The following is a 20,124-nucleotide window of genomic DNA, read 5'->3' on the forward strand; positions in this document are numbered from 1 at the left end:
GCTATAGGCGCAGACATAGATGCTCACAGTCTGTGCAATCGTCCGTCCGCCATACCTTACCCAACCCCTATGCTGCTAGACGGGGTCTCCTTGTCGCTTACCTTCGAAAGCAGCACATGCATTTCCAAAGGCTGCAAATAGCTTTCGTGAGACAACGTCATCGGCAGCATGCCACTCCGGGTGCCATTGGACGCCCATCTGGAAGATTCCCGTACCAGAGACGCTCGCAGCTTCTATCAAACCATCGGCAGCAACTGCTTCGCACTGAAGTCCAGGCGCTAAGATCCGTATCCCCTGACTATGAAGGGAGTTCACGATTATCGGTACATTGCCGCCAAGAATCCGCGCCAGCTTCCCTCCGTCTTGAACGGTGACCTCATGGACGGGGTCGTATTGTCGATCGCGCGGTAGAGAGATATCCTCTTTATGAGTAAGCATGTTCGTCTCTAGGGAAATGTCTTCATAGAGCGAGCCTCCGAAGAAGACGTTCAGTTCCTGCAACCCCCTGCAAATGCCGAGGATTGGTAATCCTCTCTCTAGAGCGGCCGAAAGAACCAAACTCGCCATCATGTCCCTGTAGGGGTCAGTTTCCGCTCGATAGTAGGTGCTTTCAGTCGGCGAAGGACGCGGCGTGTTAGCGTGAAGAAAGTACTCTGGGCTGACGTTCGATTCGTCTCCGGTTAGGACAAGTCCGTCCAAGCGAGCAACAACTCGCCGGCTTCCTTCGATGTCGTCAGTGGAGCGAGTCGGTAATATGACGATCTCAACGTTTGCGTATGCTTCAAGTGCATCAATATATCGCCGACGAACCCATTCTCTGTGGACCCCATCGTCGATGAGACGATTTGCGGCAACTCCAACTAGAGGCATCATTTCCTCCTCTATACGATTCCAGCAACGGCACCGTCTGTCAGCCGCCCGGTCTCATATAGCTGCCGATTACGCGCGATCAGCTGCGAAATGACGCTAGGCTGCCCCTCTGGCCCCCGGCAGAATAGACCGCCCCAAGTTGCTGCCACCCTCTGGTATTCGGGATCCGCCATCCGAATTTCTTGCGCCCTCTTGAGCAACCAGAAAGGAATACCCGGCGAGAGGTGATGTTCCAGGTGATACTCATCCAGATTTACCCCGAAGAGTATGCGCTCTATGAAATTGCCTTTCCTATTTCTTGTTAGGTAGAGGTTCGTATCTTCCACTTCGCACATGGGAGAATGCTCAGCGATCTCAGTAAACCATCCTATGATCTGAAACGTCGTCAAATAGGGAATGAGCCAGAACAATATTAGTTCGTCGAAAAACCCGAACGCGATTGACCCGCTGACTACTGCCAGCCAAAAAGCTGCAAAACCCCACCGGTCGACAAGGACGCCAGTTTTGTCGACTTCATCGCCATCAGTCGCTACCACCTTGAATCTGTAGGTAAAAATGTATTTCAGGTAAGCGAGCGTCGCCCCCCCAATCAGCGGGAAAATAACGATATCCCACAGATACTTGTTGGGATGACGCACGTCGTAAATTCCATTCTCCACAAAAAATTTCAGATCTGGATCTTTCTCCGGGTCACCCAAATGCGGATGGTGTAGATGAACGTGCGAGACGCGGTAGGCCCAATGCCGCTGGAAGAGCGGATAGGCCGCGAATACGATGCCGAGGAAATAATTTAGTTTAGCGTTCCTTGCGAGGGTCTTGTGCGCCGCATCGTGCGCGATGGTGGTTAAACCACGTTGGTGCGCCCCTATAAACAATAGGGCCAGTGGATAGAACCACCAGGAAACCTGCGACGCTAGAATGGCGAAAGCGCTGATGACTGCATAGTCCTTCGCAATATAGAGTGCGCCGGTGAAGTTGTTCGTGCGCAATGCAGCCAGTGACTTTTTCACGTCAGAAGGAAAGCGTACGCTTTCGTATCGACCATCCTTCAGAGGCCAAACATCTCGATCAGTCATGATTCACTCCGGAGTTCGTTTGGGAATCAGTTCACAGCCGAAAGGGCCCGTTCCAGATCGCGGATGATGTCATCCGCATGCTCAAGGCCAACACAAAGACGTATCGTTCCGTCATTGATGCCAGCGGCCATTCTTTTTTCCCGGGGTACCGTCGTATGGGTTGTCGAAACGGGATGGGTAATGAGAGTGCGAGCGTCGCCGACATTCGAAACGTGATAGATCATCTCAACGTTCTCAATGAGCGCGCGCCCGCTCGCTGCATCTTTAACTTCGAACATGAGCATGGCGCCGTAGCCATAACGCTTGTCGAACAGATCGTCCGCGAGTTCCCTTTTCCTCCCCGTAAAGTGGGACGGATGGATCACGCGCACAACCTTTGGGTGATTGTTGAGCATGTCGGCCACAATTTCGGCATTCTCGCAATGCTGACGCATGCGCAGGTGCAATGTCTCAAGTCCTTGCAAGAGCTGGAAGCTGTTGAACGGGCTGGCGCATGGCCCAGTATCACGAAGCCAAGTCATTCGCGCCTTCAATAGCGCCGCGCTCTTTCCCAGATCGTTGACCTCCTGCACGGCCTGGTGCCAAAGGATTCCGCCATGCGCCTCATCGGGAGCCGAAAACAAGGGAAACCTATCGGGATATTTCTGGAAAGGAAAACTTCCGTAGTCCGAAATCAAACCACCGAGAGTGGTGCCATGCCCGCAAATATACTTCGTTGCCGAGTAGGTCGCCATGGCTGCGCCAAGATTCGAAGGTCGGCAGACCAACGGCGTGGTGGTGTTATCCACGACGACCGGAATTCCTCTTTTCCGGCCGATCTCTGCCAAGCTACGCACTGGCAACGGATCAAGGATCGGATTGGAAACACATTCGCCGAAAAGACAAATAGTGCGGTCGTCAACGTGCTTTTCGAACTCTGCCGGTTCGGAGTTCGCGGCGGTTCGGGTCTCGATGCCGAACCTGCGAAAAGTGTTATGAAGCAGATTCCATGTGTTTCCGTAGAGGAAGGGAGCTGCGACGATATTATCGCCTGGCTGACCACTGCAAAGGTTGGCAAGGGCAATAAATGTAGCGGCCTGACCGGATGCGACAGCCAAGCAGTCGGCAGCGTTGTCTACGGCAGCAAACCGGGTCTCGAGTGCCCTCGTCGTCGGATTGATAATGCGGGTGTAAGTGTATCCGTCTTCTTTTACGTTGTAGATGTCAGCAATTTTCGCGAGATCGCCGTCAAGCTCGTATGCTGTGTTCTGATAGATTGGCACGCAGACAGCCTTGGTCGTAGGGTCACTTCTGAAACCTGCATGCAGTGATGCGGTCGCCGGGTGGACCGAGTGTCCTTGCGCGTCGTTCTTCTTGAGCATTGCGGTTCTCCTGCAGTTGACCTAAGCGGCCAATATCGAAGGCGAAATACGAAAATGTGCGGCCGTTACCGCCAGTAATTTGTCAATCCAAAGGTCTTGAATCTGGCCGATGCATCCTATGCGGAACGTGGTTGTCGGCTCATGAAACTTTGCGTAGATGTAGATGCCCTGCTGAGCGAGTGCTCCATAGTAGGCCCCGAATGCAGCCTCGTCGGGTACCAGTTCAATTGAGCAAAAAGCCAAGCAGATCGGTGATTGATGTTCCTGGGGGATGATGGTTTTAAACCCGAGCGCCGTCATGCCCCTCAGGAGTTTTTCCTGAACTCTCGAATATCGCGCATTCCTCGCTGGGATGCCTTCCTCGATCAGCCTTTCGAGAGCTTTATCAAAAGCTTGCACGATATGGGTCGGGGGAGTCGTGCGCCACTCGCGGTGCTGTTCAAAGTGCTGCCACTGATCCATCATGTCGAAGCAAAACGATCGCGCACTGGATTTCCCAGAGGCGAGTAGCCGGTTGGAGACGATTGCGAAAGCAACACCAGCGGGCGCTTCTATGCATTTGTTTCCCGAGGAAACCAGAATGTCGATGTCGTCATCAACTCGGAGCCCGCCGAAGGAACTCATTGCATCCACCACCGTGACGAGACCGTTGCGTCGACCGATCTCCAAGAGGCTCTTTACCGGGTTGATGAGTCCGGTTGTGGTTTCGCAATGGACGAAACAGAGGTGAGTAAACTGCTTATCGCGGCAAATGATACGCTCCACGGCAGCCACATCTATCGGCAATGCAGCGGAACACAGAAGTGTCTCAAAATTCTTGCCGCTCTTTTCAAGAATTCTTGCGATGCGTTCGCCATAAAGCCCGTTGATACAGACAAGGGCTTTGTCTGTGGCTCCGAGAAAGGTAGCCAGCGCCGCCTCCAGCGCGAAAGTACCACTACCCTGCATCAGAACGGCAGAGTGAGACTTATCAGTGCCGGAAATGTGTAGTAGGCGGTCTCTTACCCGTTGCGTGACTTGCTTAAAGGTCTCATCTCTCGACCCCAAATCTACCCTCATGGCGTCCTTCACATCGGAGGAAAGGCTCAGTGGCCCGGGAGTGAAAAGACACGTTTCCTGCATAGAATTACTCCTGTTGAACTCGACAGTGGTTCCACCAACATGCGATCGGAGATCCCTTATCTCCTGTCTTTCGGAGCGAGGTTCAGCAGTTCAGTTTCGATCTCCTCGACTGTGGAATAGTTCGTTGCCGCAATGAGTAATGCATGAGACACTTCGCCCGCCACGATAAAAGTGTCATGTGACGCTATTTTTGGAGTTGATATGCTTCTCAAATCCCCATGGGAGCCGTATCTCGTTGTTATGAACGCCCCACCAAGTGAACGGCTCGTGAGAGCCTTGGCAGACGATATTCTCGAAGGAAGGCTCGCGGCAAACGATCGCCTGCCGCCCCACCGTGAGGTTGCCTATCGCTTGGGCATCGGAATCGGAACAGCGACAAAGGCTTATGCCATCCTCGAGCGCCGCGGATTGGTACGGAGCGAAAAAGGACGAGGCACGTTTGTGGCCGCACTTCCGGGATCAAGAGAAGCTGTCATTGACCTCAGTGTGAACGCGCCGCCGCGAATAGTAGGCCAGCAAATGCTCGCAAGGACGCTTATGAACATCTCACGGGACATCGATGCGGATCTGTTTGCTCGGTATCCGCCCGACGGAGGGTACTTCGAGCACCGCAGGCAGATGGCACAATGGCTCGCCTGGCTCGGTATGCAGATGAAGGTGGAACAACTCCTTCTATGCAATGGAGCACAACAGGCGTTGTCGGTCGCTCTCGCTGTCGCGAGTAAACCGGGCGGAACGATCATCACAGAGTCGCAAACTTATCCCGGAGTAATCTCGCTGACGCGTCATACCTCTCACCGCTTAGTCGGCGTGGAAACAGATAGGGAAGGTATGCAATCTGAAGCGCTCGACGAGGCTTTGGGACGGACGAGCGGCGGTGTTGTCTATGTGACGCCCACAATGCAGAATCCGACAACGGCAACCATGGGAGAACGCCGTCGGCATGAAATTGCGGATGTCTGCCGAAAGCATGATGCCCTGATCATTGAGGACGATGTGTATTCCCTCGGTTCGTCAGGTTTTCCGCCAATCGCAATGTTGGCACCCGAGCGGACCTTCTATGTCAACAGCCTATCCAAAACAGTCAGTCCAGGTTTGCGTATTGGTTCTCTGGTTGCACCACATCATTATGTCGATAAGGCCGAGGTCGCGCTGTCCGCAACGTCATCGATGGTATCGCCTTTTTCCTGTGCGGTCATGGCCGAATGGCTTTCAAGCGGAATAGCCCAAACCCTTCGCAAATCAATTAAGGTTGAATCTTCAAGAAGATTAGAGCTGGCGAGATCCCAGCTTGGCGACGTGGCAGTTTTTCCTGACCATGAAGGCTTTCATATCTGGCTGCCGATGGCACGTCGTGAAGCCGACAATTTCGCTGCGGCAAGCCGCGCCATCGGCATACATGTGACCCCGCCCGCGGCTACGGTGGTCGATCCCGATGCCAACGACGGAGGCGTCAGGCTGTGTGTGGGAGGTCCCGAGCTTTCCGATCTCAAGACAGCTTTAGAAAAGCTGTCAGCCATTCTCAAGAATTCTGCGCTCGCTGGAAAGCCGCAGAGATCCCATGTTTAACAAGGAGTCGGTCGAAGGTCGACCGGATAGGCGCCGATGCAAGACAGTATTTGGACCATTCTGACGACATTGGGTCTCTATGCCATCGTGATCATAAGCCCAGGTCCAAACTTTGCCTTGGTTTCGCGACTAGCGATATCGGGTGCTCTGCCATCAGCTTTGGGGGCAACTCTTGGACTGTCTTTAGCCGCCACGTTCTATGCCGTTCTTTCAATGACTGGCCTCGCAGTGCTGATTGTACGTGTGGACTGGTTTGCTACCGCTATCCAGATCGTTGGGGGTCTTTACCTCGTCTATCTTGGCCTTTCCGGTTGGCTTGTCTCTTCTTCTGGAGATAACACCCCGCCTCCACCCACCGGCACGTTGTGGTCCGGTTTCCGCCTGGGAACTTTGGTTGAATTAACCAATCCAAAAGGCATCACGTTTTTCCTGGGGTTGTATGCCGCTACAATTCCGGTCGATGCAGATATGTCCGTAAAGCTCATCGTGTTGTTGGGCGGCTTTATGTTGGAAATGGTGTGGTACGGATCTGTGGCCATGCTCATGTCGTCTCCGCCTGCGCAAGCAGCTTACAAGAAGTCCGGAGCTTGGATTGACCGAATTGCTGGAATGTTGCTAATCGGCTTCGGCATAAAAATGCTCACCTACCGCCTCTAAAGCGCGTCGCGATTTTTCGGATTCAGGATTGAACTAACCCGCTGACGCGGGAGAGGTGAGTGTTTGGAGGCGCGGTCTCCTGATGGGATGTTGGGGTGTTGAGAACCAACCCCTGACCAGGAGACCGACCGATGACCGACGACATGACGCTCCGCAACCTGTCGCCGGCCACGCAATGATCCTACCTGCATGCCGTGACAAAGTTCGGCCGGTATTCCGGCCGCTCGCCGGGTCGGCTGGGGCTGGAGGATGTGCGCGCCTTCCAGGAGTACCTGGTGTCGCAGGGCATCTCCTGGCCGGCGCTCAACCAGAGGGTTTGCGCGCTGCGGTTCTTTTACGGCGTGACGCTGGACCGGCAGCTGCTTGGCATCCTGCGCACCTGGAGATGATTTTCCTTGGCTGACGACGAGCTTGTTTCATGCGCACCGCAGCTCGTATCCCATTTGGGGCATGTCCGAAATTCGACACCACCTGTCGAATTGTGCGGTTATCGACGCAGCTTGTTCGGCGGCATCGCTATCCCAATCATCATGGGAACCCTCTGTCATAACTAGCAAAAATCCACTCCCGAGACGCCCGAGCGCGGTTGGCACGACGTTTGCTCATTCTCAGCCATAAACAGATGGATATCGCCCGGACATTCAGGTGTCGAGCGCTGTCAGGAACAATTAATGAAAGGCAAAGGGAATATGTTAGTTCGCCACAACCCACTTTCAGAGAAGAGCGGCACCGGCAAGGCAATCTCTCCCGATGCACGCACACCGCCGTGGTTGATGCGGGTACTCCGATCCGTTTCGGACCCGCGCCGCATATGCGCGTGACGCCGAGACGGCTGCGGACAAACCGCAGATGCTTGCCCTCCGAGCGCTTTAAAGGCGGGCGGAAAGGCAAGTTGATAAGTCACATTTCTTTTGACGTCTGGAACACTCTCGTACTGCCAAACCCAAGCCATGCGCTGACGAGGACGAAGTTTCTCGCGGCTTGTTTTCATACAGAAGAAGCAACTGTCAGGAATGCATACGCCGAGGTCAAGAGGTGGGTGAATCAACACGCGATCGAAACTGGGTACGCTCCGTCTCTGTTCGAAAATATCCGTCTGCTTATGATGCATTGCAATGTTCACAAAGATCCGAGCCTCATTGCAAAAGCGTTCGAGAACATTTTTGAGAGCTGCAAACCAATTGTATTGGACACTACCGTAAGACTAATCCAGGCGTTGGTCGAAGACGGATATGCGCTGTCACTTGGCAGTAACTCGAGCTTTATTAGCGGCCGATTGGTGCACGATTTTCTTGAGAGCTCGTTTGGATGCGTGTTTCGGTTCGGAATCTATTCTGACTTGCTTGGATATGCAAAACCGAAGAAAGCCTTCTTTAAGAAAATCATCAAGTCGTGTGACGTTGCGGCCAATAACATCCTGCACGTGGGTGACCACGCGATCTGCGATCTGCAAGGTGCGCAGAGCGCTGGAATGCATGGTGCTCTGCTGGGAAGGCCTGAAGACATTCGAGAGGTTGTGTATGAAGCAATTTCAGGAGTTTGCGCTCCATGAATTTCAGTCGATCGAGGATGCACCCTTTCGACCGGAACAATATTCACGTCTGAAATTCGGTTGTGACGAAGCAGCCCGCGAGATGGGCTACGAGATTGCGGACGCGTTCTTCCAAAAAAACGCACCCGCTCTACTGGACAGTCGCTGCCTGATGATTTCGTCGCCATACAATTTTGTTCCGAATGCAGCGACTATAATGACGATGCATTTGCTCAATCGCCTCAACAGCCACATTGTTGATGCCAAAGGCAACCACGTGGAACATGCGACTGTCCCACGAAAGATCAGTTACGTGAACGACTACGGACTCCTGTCACAGGAACATCGTAAGTCATTGATCGCCGGCGATAGGTTCTACTTCAACGCGCAACATTTCGAAGGTCGTTGTCTTCTGTTCGTCGACGACGTGAAGATCACTGGCACTCATGAAAACAGGTTAGTCGAGCTCATGCACGAGCAACAGCTCAAGAATAAAACATTCTTCCTATATTTTGCTCGGTACACGGGCGATCGGCCCGACATAGAGTCCGAGATAAATTTTGCTGCGGTTAAGTCAATCAGGGACCTGAATCAGATCGTGGCGGAGCCAAGTCATCACATGACCGCTCGCCAAATCAAATATATTCTCACCGCAGATCCAAGCGAGCTATATCACGATTTCTTAAGGTTCAGAAGTGCCCGATACCTTAAGAGCCTTTACTTTAATTGCCTACATGAAGGCTATTACAAAATTCAAGCGTATAAACACAACATGAGTGTAATCCGAGATGCAATAGAGCATCAGGAATCGGCAAAGAAACTCGTGGTATAAAGTCGGTTTCAAGGAGCTTGTATACCAAGAATGCAATTCTCCAATCTACACCAAGAGGAATGCCCTATGAGACGAACGTCAATATGCTTGCTCGCTGCCGTTGCCCTGTCGGCTTTCAGCACGCCGCTTCAGGCTGCCACACTTCGGGTGATGAACGACGCCTCCTCTCCGCCGTCAGTGAGCACGGTCAAAATCGTTTACACGGGCGAAGTGAACCAAGAGAAGATCGCCGCCCTTGCATCCGCCCTCGACGAAATTAATCTGAAATACAAATTCGCGCACGACATTTATCTATATATCAGCAGTCCGGGCGGGGAGGTGGATAGCGGAAATGTAGGCTATCAAGCCATCAGGAGCTCCGTCGTGCCCGTGACGACGATAAATCTATCAGAGGTTATTTCTGCGGCCACTATGCTCTACTGCGCTGGTCAAAAACGGCTTGTCTTGGACGACACGTCATTTCTTCTGCATGCTCCAACTAGCTGGATCGAAGGGGAAGTAGCGGAGAACCGCATAGTTAATCACCAAAAGATATCCGTGAGGTATCGCACCGAGTTGAAAACAATATACCGTAGTTGCACGAACCTTTCCGATGAAAGGATAGACAAGATTACCTATAGTGAAGACACTCACCTTGTTGCCGACGTCGAGAAGGCGCTGAGTATAGGGCTCGCCACGGGCACGGCAAGGAATGTGGTACCTGCTGATGCCACTTGGTATATTTATGATGGCCCTCCCAATAGAGGGTGATCAGATACACCGCACCAAGCCTGATTCATCCTCGGCGACGGCGGATTGAACCATTCTTCACTGATCAACACCTAGTCACGACTCGAAGGCTGGGACAGCGGGAATCGATTGCCCATGACCTCCACGCCGAGAAGCGTGCTGCGCGGTTCTCGCGGGCCAGAGGCCCGATGCCTGCCGTTGTCGGGCGAAGCGGTTGTTAGAATATCGGCATGAGCGATATCTTGAACGAAGCTTCTCCCGCGAAGGAATGTTTGGATACAAGCAGAATAAGAACGGTGCCCCCGGTGGTCGTAACCCGGATGTGACGTGATGAGGTGGTTGGCCTCCGCATCCGGCATCGCTGGACCATACTGTGGCTGTCAAAGGTCACAGTCGGGGAACCGCTGAATCATCCAAGTCCCCCTCCGACCATCGGAAAGAGTATCGGTGATGACGCGCGGCCGGTCCTCCGGGGCGCGTCCCGGAGAAACGGCTACGGCTCAACCTGGGAACATTCAAACGACACCACTTGGGAGTATTGATCCGGTACTGACAACGACGACGCCGTTGCGTCCGTCACTCTCAAAAAAGGGCCATCAGAGGCCTTGGCGGATATGGCAAAGATCGCGCGGAACTTGATGGCCGCCGGCTAACCGCGGACCGTCCGAACTCGATTGCTTACAGGCGATCGAGGTCGACTTCTCATCGGTGCGGCCTTTCGCCTTCGGAAGATAATTGTTGCATCTACTCATCAGAAGTCGTGGGTCACAAGGACCGTCGATGCTCTCCAACGATTTGCCGAGAAAATGGAATATTCCGGCGAAATTGTAATGATGATCTGGAGTATGGGCGGCCGCATCATTCACCGGTTGTTGCATCATGCAACGCGTGTCCGGCAGCAGCGCCTCGCGACTGCAGGCGAGTGCTTTAGCACGCGGCGTTGGCAGAAGTTCGCGGCCCTGCATCATAACAGCTCGTGTCGGAAATAGGTGCGAGTTGCAAAGTCTGGCGATAGCCGCACTGATGGCTGTCTGACTGAGATTGATGCTGGCGTGCCGCAGCCGTGAGATTCCGTCCGGCATCAGCGCGTCGCGCGCAACGAAGAGATGAGATCACGGCCCCTAAGGCGTATCTTCGTTCATCTGCACTGCGAATGGGACTCATCCAAGAAATCAATTTTTTCAATGTCACGGCATGCATTAGAAAAAGCTGAGGCAATAGGAGAGAGGGGTTTTTCGATGCGCCGTCAGATGGGGGCAAGGTTCTTGGTCCAGCTAGCATCTCGTGGAGCCGGGCCAGCTTCGTGCCGGAAGATGCCGCAAACGCGCAGCATCCCCGTCCGTTCAAAGTGATTTCTTGAGAGCTAGCGTTTTGGCAGGCAACACGTTTCCAGCAACTGATGACGGGCCGAGCGTTACAGCCGAGCGACCGAGGATGCGATGAAATCGAGAAGGTGCTTACCGCCGTGATCAATCGCAGCTACGCACCGCCTTTCTTCCACTTGCCGACAAGCCCTCGATGGCTCATGGCGTGGCCGCATTCCCGTCGATCCGTGGCCAGCTCACGATTGAACAGCTGTTGGTCAACGTCAATCGTCCCACTTTCTAGAGCCTGCCCGAGCGGCCCGAGGGTCCCTCTTCAGGACGTACATGTCGCAAGAAATTCACTTTCCGATATTAAGGATCTGATCGGCAAGGAACTCGGCGTCTTCGAGTTGATCACCGTGACGCAGAAGACGATCGACAGTTTGCCGAGACGACGGGTGATTTCCAGTTCATCCACACCGACCCGGTGCGCGCTTATCTCACTGTATGACCCGGAGTTTCGCAAGGCCTTGGATGGTCTCGGTGCGGACGTTCCAAAGCCGGATGAGCGCGGCGGGGTGACGTCGGCGATCTGATCGCTGCAGAGAAGCAGCGCTCGGCGGACGTCATCAAGTCCGCGAGTGTCACGGTCTCTCAGTATCCCTGGTTTAATGTCCGGCCAGTTGGCTCGGCAAGGCCTACTGGCGGAAGACCTCTCGAATGGAGGCAAAAGTGAGTTTGTTCGCATATGTCGGATGCCGCACGACCGAAGAACGCAATGCAAGAGGCCGAGGCATCAGCGTCTACAGGATCGACGGGCAGAGCTCGCAATGGAGCTTGCTGCAACTCCTCGAAACCGAACCTAATCCGTCTTTCCTCGCCCTGCACCCGATGCTGGACATTCTCTATTCCGTCCACGGCGATCTTGATCTCGTGACGTCTTACTCGATCGACCTGAAACCGGTCTTCTGCGGAATATCGACCGCCAACGTACTCGCGGCCGGAACCCGGTTCACCTTGCGCTCGATCCAACGCACGGATGGCTTATCATTGCGAACTATCGCACCGACAGCATCGTCAGCCTGCCAGTCTCATCCACCGGCATTCTCGGACCTGTGAGCCATCTTGCGGCACTGGCCGGCAAGCTGGGTCCTCACCGCGACGAACAGAACTACGGCAGACCACATCAAGTCCCCTTTAGCCCGTCGGGAAAGTGGATCCTTGTGCCGGAGAAAGGTTTCGACCAGATCGTGTCCTTCAAGCTCGATCCTGGAAACGGAATGTTAGAGGAAGCGGCGCGATGCCGCTGCCGGGAGGCAAGCGGTCCACGGCACCTCGCCTTTCACCCCGTGAGGGCGCTGGCCTATGTTCTGAACGAACTGGATTCGACCGTCACCACTTACGAGTTCGACGATGACAACGGCAGCTTACACCCGATCGATATCGTATCGTCCCTCCCCAGGGACTATTCAGGCGACAACCGCGCATCGGAGATAGCATTATCAGGTGGCGACTACCTGTATGCCTCGAACCGAGGCCACGACTCGATCGCAGTTTTCCGCCTAGGCAGTGATGGAAAGCCGGCAAGTCCATACTGGCTGCCGAGCCAAGGCACCACGCCCAGGTTTTTCGCTTTCGAGCCAGATGAAAAGCACCTCTATGTCGCTAACGAAGACAGCGACACCATTGTCGAATTCAGACAATGTGACCCCGGCAATCTTGTTCCGACAGGTCAAGTCATCCCGACCGGCAGCCCTACGACAATCGTTTTTCGAAAGGGGAACGCACGGCCCCACGCGCGGTAGGGCCGTTTCAAAAAGAGGCGTCGCGCGCTGGTGGAAGTCCGAGAAACGACCAGCGGTCGCGTTCGCGCGTACTCGCCGCGACCTGCGCCGGTCTTCTTCGGCCGAGAGGACAAAATCAATCTGCGACTGTCGGAATTGCTAGCCGAATTCGAGACTCGACAGGTCGCGACGTTCGAACGCATCATTGTCCCGCTCCAATAGCTCGCGTAGGCGTCAATGCGTGAAACCGACCGGCTGCAATGCGCCCTCATTCCCGCCGTTCGCCACCGTTAGGAAGACCCCAAAAGCGGACAGTCGGCTTAGTCGGAGGCGACGTTAGCACCAGAGCAGTTTATCGGGACCACGATCTTCGGCGGAAACGCGCACAAAAGCGGCCATTCCCAGTCCGCCGTAACTGGTAAATGCTCAGGGCTGCAGGAAAAAGGGGTTGGGAATACTCCTCCATTTCGCTGGGGTCGGTCTTTTTGCTTTCATGAATCAACATCGGTGACCACACTGAGGACGATATGGGTTCGGTGCCATTCATGCCTTCGGTTCTTGGTCGGACGCGAAGAAGGTCTTGAAGAGCGCGGTTGACATCACCGTGTACTGGCTCGAACGATACTTCTCGAACGGGAACTTTTCCAAGCCTGCGAAGCGGTCACGCAGATTCTCAAAAGTCATCTCCACCCCAGCATCCAGAACCTGCCTCATGGCTCCGATAAGGCCGTTGACGACCGTAGGTGTCAGGAGGCGATTTTGGATCGTCCGGGCGGTCGTCCATCGGTCAGCCGGCAGGCGAGATTTCGCGGCGGCGAAGAACAGTGCGACTTGGCTCGCACAGTAGTCGATGTAACGCTTGCGCGCCGCATCGTTCTCCAAGCTGACGAAGGTGTCCTTATCGGCATCTGTCCATCGCGCGAAGAGCGGACCAGGCGCGCTAGGTCTGACAAGTGGGCGAAGCCCGTAGCTAACCACCGAGGTGGTGCGCAGACCGCCGGCGTCGAAGAAACTCTGCGAGAATTTGCCGGAGAGAACACCTTGGCCGTCGTTCAGCTTATCCAGAACATCTCTGGCGATGGAATCGGCGAGGAAGGGGCGAATGAGTTGGTTGATCGCCTGTTTGAGTTCAGACTTGGCATTTGATTGCGTCGAGTTGATTTCTAGGAAAAGCCCAGCCTCGAATCGGGTCTTTTCCGGATCGCTGACGTTGTCCGGATAGATGATGCCGGTGACCAAGAGGTTCTGTTGCGATCGCAGGGCGCCGATGACGTTCTCGTTGGCTCCGCCTTCGTAGTAGGAAAAGACGCGATGCTGGCCGTCGATGATCCCGACCGAGTTGAATTCGCTAGGGATCGATATGACCGCTGGTTGTGTCGTGTGGATGGTCGTCGTGTTAATGGTGTTCTCGCTGGCATCGAGAATTTTCGTGCCTGACGGAAGAGTAACGATGATGTTGTTCACGAACACTCGCTTCTGATCGACAAGGTATTTTCGGATGGAGTCTAGCTTGGTCCGTAAGATCATCCGCTGATACAGACCGCTACGATCCCTCCATCCGTCCCTGCGAAGGACATAAGCCCGCGACAACAGCGCCGATGGTTGGATGTAGAAGGAAACGACCTTGTAGCCCTTCGGAAACTTGGAATGATGCTCGGGTAGGACCGAGCCGTTGAATGGGTCTCGCGGTGAGGCATTGGCATTGAGCGCCCTGTCGGCGAAAACCTTATATTCGACGCCCAGGAAGGCCAGCAGTTCGTGTTGGGCGGACCGGCGCACCGTCTTCGTCAGGAGCTTGAAGTAGCGGACGATGCTGTAGTCCATAAACAGAGCATGGTTTATCTGAGCCTTTAGCTCCGTCTGAACTGTATTTAAGGAGCAATAGAGCAGGATAACGCGAATTTGGTTGTCGCTGTACTTTGAGCCCAAGGCCCCCGCGATACCGAGCGGTGCGCCCCGTGCGAACCCGATGAACTGCGCATCATCCTTCCGGATGCGATCGTACATCAGGTACTTCTTTTTGGCGTGTTCTGAAACGTCGTTCGCCGTTGTGTACTCGGCGAAGACGACGACGTTCTCCAAGATGAAGACGTCGTCAAAATCCGAAGTCACCCCATCGTAGGTGAACTCCTTATCAGACGCGCCTTCAACGCGCTGGAAGCCCACTGCGGAGAAGACTTCCCGGATACCGCGACGGTGCCGCCGCTGCAGGTTGCGCTTGCCGCGCTCCTCAGGGCTCAGCACCTTCTTCTTGGGTTTCGCAACCTTAGCCTTCGCCATCTTCGCCTCCAGCCGAACCCGGTTCGGATTCGGTTTGGTCTTGCCGCCATTCGAGGGGAACCTGAGCCACCCGTTCCGTGGATCGCGGACGGCGAATAGGTTTGCCCAGCGGTCTAAGCGCTAGGTCGCCCTTGGCGTATTGGGCGATGCGCTCCTCCGCGATCGTGAGATAGGGTGAATACCGGTCGATGCCGACGGCGTGCCGACCGTGTTTCACTGCAGCGATCGCAGTGGCCCCAGTCCCTATAAAGGGATCCAGCACCGTCTCCCCCGCCTTGCTGAGCGCGAGCACGCAGCGTTCCGCGAGCTCCACTGGGAACTGACAGGGATGTTCAGTGTGCTCTGGATGATTCGCCTTGACGTTGGGGACATCCCAGACCGGATTGTTCTGAAAGTCCTCGGCAGCTGAGAATTCCCAGTAGTCTGATGGGTTCTTGCCCAAGGGATTGCCACTAGGCTTGCCGGCCTTCTTCCCCTTGGACGCGCTGTGGCGCTTGCCGGGGTACAGCTGGGGAATGCGGACGGGATCGAGGTTGAACGTGTAGGTGTTAGTTCTACTGAACCATAGAATGGTCTCGTAGCGACCGGAGAAGCGTTTGTCGGCGTTGTAGCCGAAGTTGTAGCGCCAGATGATGCGATTACGCAGACGGAACCCCAAACTGCGGAAAATCTCAATAAAGGGCACATCGAGAGGGAACAGCTCTCCACCGGTTATGTAGGTGCCGACCTGCCAGCATACGGAAGCGTTCTCCGTCAGCGCGGGGAGCATGGTCTCGATGACCTGCCTCTGCCACGCCAAATATTCGTCGTAAGTCCGCTCATCCGTTCGTTCGTAGGGTTTGCCGATGTTATAGGGCGGTGACGAGATGACCAGGGCGCAGCTGGCCGGATCAAGGCGCTGAAGTCCTTCAAGGACATCTGCAGCCAAAAAACGCGCGTCGCCAATCTCCTCGGCGGAGGTGACAATGTCTTTTTTTGGGGGGCTCATTTCCTCGGGCGGGATTTGATCGGCTATACAGAGCATTCAACAGTCCGGAACTTTGCGCAACTTAACAGTGCTGAACCATTCACCTGCGGCACGTGGTGCGGCAGTCAAACGTCGCTCTCGCGACGAACAGTGGTCTATTATCCGGCAAATCACTTATGCGCTTCCCCCAAAGCCCATTACTCTACCATTGGTCGGTAACCCAGAAACGATTATCAAGCAAGCTGTTAAACCCTGAGATGCAAGCTTATCCTTGGATAACCTGGAGCGTGGGGTTATGGACGCCCTGGACGAGGGTCGGTTGCCGCATGGCAACTATCTCTTGGTTCGCTTCGATAGCGGACCGTCCGCTCCCGGCCCCCCTTACGACGTTCGACGTGGTGTCCCCAAGCCTCCGAAATCCGTATTTCAGCGAAATCGCTGCTCTACAGGAGCACGAGTTCTTTTTGACTGCATCCCGCCAAAGCCAAAGGTCGTCATGTGCCGACATCACTTCGGCAGTCTCCTCCACGTATCGCGTTGCAACCGCGACAAATGCCTCGTCTCCAAATTTGGAGCGAAACGCCGCAATCTGATCAAGGTCAAAACTCAACGATAAAACTTCTCCGTCTTCGACAACGGCGAAGCCAAATTCGGGTCGGTCGGAATTGGCGGCGCGCATCAGTCTCATAAGCTCGCCTATCGCAGGAACCGATTTTCGTCGGCCTTGACCTGTTCCATCTTCTGAAGCCGGAAGATCTCTTCTAGCGGGACGATGTCCTTGTGCACGTTCTGCACGCCGCCATCGGCAATGATCCGCCGAAATGTATCCTGCATTGCTGTAGTTGCTGCGCGAATACTATAATTTCCGTAGATGGTCATCTTGATGTTGCCGAGCGCGCGGATGCGCGTAGCATCGAGTTCCGGATAGGCGTTGGGAACGATGACCAGCGGAACAGGTCCTTTCCACGCCTGTGAGAAGCTCTCGATCTCGGCCGGGTCCTTCTTCTTCGAATGGATGAGAATCATGTCGGCGCCGGCCGCAGCATAGGCCATGCCGCGCCTGAGCGCCTCTTCTTCGCCAAGGGCTGCAATAAGCGCTTCCGTACGGGCAATGATAAGGAAATCCGGATCGCTGCGGGTGGAGACTGCCGCTTCGATCTTTCCCTGAAACTCTTCGATCCGCAGCAGTTCTTGGCGGCCGTCGGCGGCAAGGCTGGTGACTTTCGGGAAGGTCTTATCCTCGATCACGACGGCTGCGGTGCCTGCCTTCTCGTATTCACGGATAGCATGGATCACGTTCAAGGCGTTGCCATAGCCGGTGTCGATGTCGGCGACAATCGGCAGTGACGACTGACCGGCGATCGCTCGCAGCATGTCGAGATGTTGGGTCATGGTGATCAGGCTCATGTCGGCGAGACCATAGAGCGCCGAGAGTTCGAAGCCCGAGGCCCAGATCCCATCGAAGCCGGCCTCTTCGGCAAGAATTGCCGAGAGGGGGCTATGGGCAGCCATGATATGGACGAGGCCGCATTCGGCCATGCGCTTACGCAGTTGTTTTGCTTTGCTCATCGCTCATTTCACTTTCGGAAAGGGCTTCACAGGCGGCAAGGATGCGGCCGCAGGCGTGCTGCAGCTCTTCGACGGAGGCGGCGTAGGAGATGCGAATGTACGGCGAGGCCATGAAGCCACTGCCCGGGACGACGGCGACGCCAAACTGCTCCAGAAGGTAGAGCGCGAAATCCATGTCGGTCTCGATTCCCTTGCCCTGCGGCGTGATCTTGCCGAGCACGCCGGCGCAGTTGACGAAGACGTAGAAGGCGCCATCCGGCGTGCGGCATTTGAGCCCTTCTGCCTCGTTGATCTTCTCGACCACTAGATCGCGGCGCTTCTCAAAGTCGGAGACGAAATCGCCGATGTAGTCCTGATTGCCGCCGATCGCCTCGATCGCCGCATATTGCGAAATCGAGCTGGTATGGGACGAGGTCTGTCCCTGGATTGTGTTCATCGCCTTGATCAGGTCCTTCGGACCGGCGCCATAGCCGAGGCGCCAGCCGGTCATGGCGCTCGATTTGGAAACGCCGTTCACGGTCAAGGTCCTGTCGAGGAGATCGGGAGCCGCCTCGGCCATGGTGGCGAAGCGTTTGCCATAGACGAGCTTCTCGTAGATGTCGTCCGCAAGCACATGTACCTGGTCATGACGGCGCAGGACCGAGGCCAATGGGGCAAGCTCGGCCCCCGAATAGACGGCGCCGGTCGGGTTATTGGGCGAGTTCAGCATCAGCCACTTGGTGCGCGGCGTAATCGCCGCCTCGAGATCCTCCGGCTTCAGCTTGAAGCCGAAATGCTCATGGCACTCAACGAGGACCGGCTCGCCGCCGGCAAGCCGCACCATGTCTGGATAGGAGACCCAGCAAGGCGTCGGGATGATCACCTCGTCGCCGCGATCGAGGCTGGCAAACAATCCGTTGAAGACGACCTGTTTGGCACCGCAGCCGACGGTGATCTGGTCGCTGTCGTAGTCAAGATTGTTGTCGCGCTTGAGCTTGGCCCGGATCGCCTCGAGCAGCGGCTTCACGCCTGCAACCGGCGTGTAGCGCGTCCTGCCATTGCGAATGGCGGCGATGCCTGCGTTTTGGACTGCCTCAGGTGTATCGAAATCCGGCTCTCCCTGGCTGAGCGCAATGACATCGATGCCTTTTTCTTTTAGTGCGGCGGCGGCGGCCGTCATGGCCTTGGTCTGGGACGGACGGACGGCTTGTAGTCTCTTGGCGATGAGTGGCAAGTCAACTCTCCTCGAAGCACTGGATCTGAACCAGAACTACTCAGGGAGTACTGCACTGGCCAGTTCAGCCATCGCGTAAACCGAGCCGAATGATCGCATTTTCCGATAGGACGAACGCCGGGTGCTATTGGGCTGGCACTTCCACTTCGGTCATTTTCTTGCAAAGCCGGGTCAGCCAGCGGCAAAAGGCGCGCGCCACATCCGGATTGGAGCCGCGATCAATCGCATAGGCGCGGTACTGCATGCCGCTTGGCGCGCGTGAGCCGGGAAGCATCTCCAGCAGGCCCTGCCGGATCAGTTCCGCCACCACGATATGCGGCGTCACCAAAAGGCTGTTTCCTGTCGTGACGGCCGGCAAGGCGAGGTAATGGTGATCGTAGCGTGCGCCGGACGTAATATCGGAGGTTTTCAGGTCCATGCCGCGCAGCCAGGTCGGCAAAATGTCCGGCCGGGAGGTGACAGCGATGACGGGTGTATTCCGCAAGGCTTTGAGGCCGCGGCCGGCGACACAGTCCGGGGCGCCGACGCAGACAAGCTGCTCGTCATAGATGTCCCAGCGATCCGCCGGCTCCGTGATTGTGAGATCACGAGTCAGAAGCACGTCGAAGCTGTCAGTGGAGGTCGGAGCGGAAAGCGTGCTGATGACGTCCACTGTCACGCCACCCATCTCTTTCGAGAATTCGCGCAGGTTCGGGATGAGAACAGTGTAGGCGAATGTGGCGAGCGACGTCCGCACCACGAGGCGGTTACCGTCCTTCCGGCCGTTGCGGCGCATCCGCTTCGCGGTGAACAGGATCGTATCGAGCGGCTCGGCAACAGCGTCGGCGAACAGGCGGCCGAAGTCCGTCAACTGGCTTTGCCGGCCGCGGCGCTCAATCAGTTTGGCACCAAGAAATTCTTCAAGCACCGCAATATGACGGCTGACGGAACTCTGGGTGATGCCGAGCGTCTTCGATGCTCGGGTGACGCTGCTGTCGCGGGCAACCTGCACGAAGGCGCGAACGGCATTGAGGGAAAGATCCTGTTCCTCGCTCACATAAATCTCCATGGGCATTGGATTGAACCATCCAGAGGCGTGCACTTGCTATCGCATTATTCGATGTCTGTCACGTGGCGGTCACAGAACAGCTCGATGGTCGCACTGGATTTATCCACGAGGCGATGACTCTTGCCGCTGCCAGTTAGAAGAGCAAGGGACGGTTACGATCATCGCATTGAGAAACAGATTGTCGACCTGGCGCAGCGGTCTTGCTGCGCGAT

Annotated in this window: 14 protein-coding genes and 4 pseudogenes; 8 read left to right on the forward strand and 10 right to left on the reverse strand. The window is 55.5% G+C overall.

Features of this window, described 5'->3' with window-relative positions; genetic code table 11:
• Positions 1–75: 75 nt before the first annotated feature.
• The 4 genes from AYK65_RS20315 to AYK65_RS33135 are packed head-to-tail and all read right to left on the reverse strand — an operon-like array spanning position 76 to position 4,429.
• Positions 76–870, reverse strand: coding sequence for a gamma-glutamyl-gamma-aminobutyrate hydrolase family protein (locus tag AYK65_RS20315; protein WP_210190417.1), 795 nt, complete (start codon positions 868–870; stop codon positions 76–78).
• A gap of 11 nt (positions 871–881) precedes the next feature.
• Positions 882–1,946: a fatty acid desaturase family protein gene (locus AYK65_RS20320; protein ID WP_081160067.1), complete on the reverse strand. Its 1,065-nt coding sequence runs from the start codon at positions 1,944–1,946 to the stop codon at positions 882–884.
• 26 nt (positions 1,947–1,972) lie between these two features.
• Positions 1,973–3,307, reverse strand: coding sequence for an O-acetylhomoserine aminocarboxypropyltransferase/cysteine synthase family protein (locus AYK65_RS33130; RefSeq protein WP_244560036.1), 1,335 nt, complete (start codon positions 3,305–3,307; stop codon positions 1,973–1,975).
• 21 nt (positions 3,308–3,328) lie between these two features.
• A complete protein-coding gene (locus tag AYK65_RS33135; protein WP_244560037.1) occupies positions 3,329–4,429 on the reverse strand; it encodes a 2-aminoethylphosphonate aminotransferase in 1,101 nt (366 codons plus the stop codon).
• Between the two features lie 201 nt (positions 4,430–4,630).
• Here AYK65_RS33135 and AYK65_RS20330 point away from each other — a divergent pair, with 201 nt between their 5' ends.
• The 6 genes and pseudogenes from AYK65_RS20330 to AYK65_RS20355 all read left to right on the forward strand — a co-directional run bounded on the left by AYK65_RS20330 (position 4,631) and on the right by AYK65_RS20355 (position 9,768).
• Positions 4,631–5,998 carry an aminotransferase-like domain-containing protein gene (locus AYK65_RS20330; RefSeq protein ID WP_081160070.1) on the forward strand — a complete coding sequence of 456 codons (1,368 nt, stop codon included), beginning with the start codon at positions 4,631–4,633 and terminating at the stop codon, positions 5,996–5,998.
• A gap of 36 nt (positions 5,999–6,034) precedes the next feature.
• The gene (locus tag AYK65_RS20335; protein WP_081160072.1) at positions 6,035–6,655 is read left to right on the forward strand and encodes a LysE family translocator; all 621 of its coding nucleotides are present in this window, start codon (positions 6,035–6,037) and stop codon (positions 6,653–6,655) included.
• 185 nt (positions 6,656–6,840) lie between these two features.
• Positions 6,841–7,005, forward strand: a pseudogene (locus AYK65_RS20340) (phage integrase N-terminal SAM-like domain-containing protein); the annotation flags it as partial.
• Positions 7,006–7,253: 248 nt separating this feature from the next.
• Positions 7,254–8,207 (forward strand): HAD family hydrolase, encoded by a 954-nt coding sequence (locus AYK65_RS20345; RefSeq protein ID WP_244560038.1) that lies wholly within the window; start codon positions 7,254–7,256, stop codon positions 8,205–8,207.
• Positions 8,176–9,018 (forward strand): phosphoribosyltransferase family protein, encoded by an 843-nt coding sequence (locus AYK65_RS20350; protein WP_081160078.1) that lies wholly within the window; start codon positions 8,176–8,178, stop codon positions 9,016–9,018. Before AYK65_RS20345 ends, AYK65_RS20350 begins: the two co-directional genes overlap by 32 nt.
• Positions 9,019–9,084: 66 nt before the next feature.
• The gene (locus AYK65_RS20355) at positions 9,085–9,768 is read left to right on the forward strand and encodes a ClpP family protease (protein ID WP_172402042.1); all 684 of its coding nucleotides are present in this window, start codon (positions 9,085–9,087) and stop codon (positions 9,766–9,768) included.
• A gap of 875 nt (positions 9,769–10,643) precedes the next feature.
• Here the strand turns inward: AYK65_RS20355 and AYK65_RS33920 are convergent.
• Positions 10,644–10,829 (reverse strand): annotated as a pseudogene (locus tag AYK65_RS33920) (LysR family transcriptional regulator); the annotation flags it as partial.
• Positions 10,830–11,422: 593 nt separating this feature from the next.
• Here AYK65_RS33920 and AYK65_RS33145 point away from each other — a divergent pair.
• Both AYK65_RS33145 and AYK65_RS20370 read left to right on the forward strand, forming a co-directional pair.
• A pseudogene (locus AYK65_RS33145) lies at positions 11,423–11,547 on the forward strand (MaoC/PaaZ C-terminal domain-containing protein); the annotation flags it as partial.
• A gap of 224 nt (positions 11,548–11,771) precedes the next feature.
• A pseudogene (locus tag AYK65_RS20370) lies at positions 11,772–12,856 on the forward strand (lactonase family protein).
• A gap of 522 nt (positions 12,857–13,378) precedes the next feature.
• Here the strand turns inward: AYK65_RS20370 and AYK65_RS20375 are convergent.
• The 5 genes from AYK65_RS20375 to AYK65_RS20400 form a co-directional block, all read right to left on the reverse strand.
• Positions 13,379–15,115: a ParB N-terminal domain-containing protein gene (locus AYK65_RS20375; RefSeq protein ID WP_081160083.1), complete on the reverse strand. Its 1,737-nt coding sequence runs from the start codon at positions 15,113–15,115 to the stop codon at positions 13,379–13,381.
• Positions 15,102–16,139, reverse strand: a complete 1,038-nt coding sequence (locus tag AYK65_RS20380; RefSeq protein WP_244560039.1) for a DNA-methyltransferase — start codon at positions 16,137–16,139, stop codon at positions 15,102–15,104. The genes AYK65_RS20375 and AYK65_RS20380 overlap by 14 nt, the downstream gene beginning before the upstream one ends.
• Positions 16,140–16,778: 639 nt before the next feature.
• Complete coding sequence (locus AYK65_RS20390; protein ID WP_081160086.1) at positions 16,779–17,651, reverse strand: isocitrate lyase/phosphoenolpyruvate mutase family protein; 873 nt, start codon at positions 17,649–17,651, stop codon at positions 16,779–16,781.
• Positions 17,626–18,864 (reverse strand): pyridoxal phosphate-dependent aminotransferase, encoded by a 1,239-nt coding sequence (locus AYK65_RS20395; protein WP_172402043.1) that lies wholly within the window; start codon positions 18,862–18,864, stop codon positions 17,626–17,628. Before AYK65_RS20395 ends, AYK65_RS20390 begins: the two co-directional genes overlap by 26 nt.
• Positions 18,865–18,988: 124 nt before the next feature.
• Positions 18,989–19,900 carry a LysR family transcriptional regulator gene (locus AYK65_RS20400; protein WP_081160220.1) on the reverse strand — a complete coding sequence of 304 codons (912 nt, stop codon included), beginning with the start codon at positions 19,898–19,900 and terminating at the stop codon, positions 18,989–18,991.
• Between the last annotated feature and the right edge of the window lie 224 nt (positions 19,901–20,124).

The sequence above is a fragment of the Ensifer aridi genome (assembly GCF_002078505.1).
Lineage (GTDB): Bacteria > Pseudomonadota > Alphaproteobacteria > Rhizobiales > Rhizobiaceae > Sinorhizobium > Sinorhizobium aridi.

Coding starts and splice junctions, on each gene's coding strand:
- AYK65_RS20315 (WP_210190417.1), bottom strand. CDS start 870: ATGCCTCTAGTTGGAGTTGCCGCAAATCGTCTCATCGACGATGGGGTC.
- AYK65_RS20320 (WP_081160067.1), bottom strand. CDS start 1,946: ATGACTGATCGAGATGTTTGGCCTCTGAAGGATGGTCGATACGAAAGC.
- AYK65_RS33130 (WP_244560036.1), bottom strand. CDS start 3,307: ATGCTCAAGAAGAACGACGCGCAAGGACACTCGGTCCACCCGGCGACC.
- AYK65_RS33135 (WP_244560037.1), bottom strand. CDS start 4,429: ATGCAGGAAACGTGTCTTTTCACTCCCGGGCCACTGAGCCTTTCCTCC.
- AYK65_RS20330 (WP_081160070.1), top strand. CDS start 4,631: ATGCTTCTCAAATCCCCATGGGAGCCGTATCTCGTTGTTATGAACGCC.
- AYK65_RS20335 (WP_081160072.1), top strand. CDS start 6,035: ATGCAAGACAGTATTTGGACCATTCTGACGACATTGGGTCTCTATGCC.
- AYK65_RS20350 (WP_081160078.1), top strand. CDS start 8,176: ATGAAGCAATTTCAGGAGTTTGCGCTCCATGAATTTCAGTCGATCGAG.
- AYK65_RS20355 (WP_172402042.1), top strand. CDS start 9,085: ATGAGACGAACGTCAATATGCTTGCTCGCTGCCGTTGCCCTGTCGGCT.
- AYK65_RS20375 (WP_081160083.1), bottom strand. CDS start 15,115: ATGGCGAAGGCTAAGGTTGCGAAACCCAAGAAGAAGGTGCTGAGCCCT.
- AYK65_RS20380 (WP_244560039.1), bottom strand. CDS start 16,139: ATGCTCTGTATAGCCGATCAAATCCCGCCCGAGGAAATGAGCCCCCCA.
- AYK65_RS20390 (WP_081160086.1), bottom strand. CDS start 17,651: ATGAGCAAAGCAAAACAACTGCGTAAGCGCATGGCCGAATGCGGCCTC.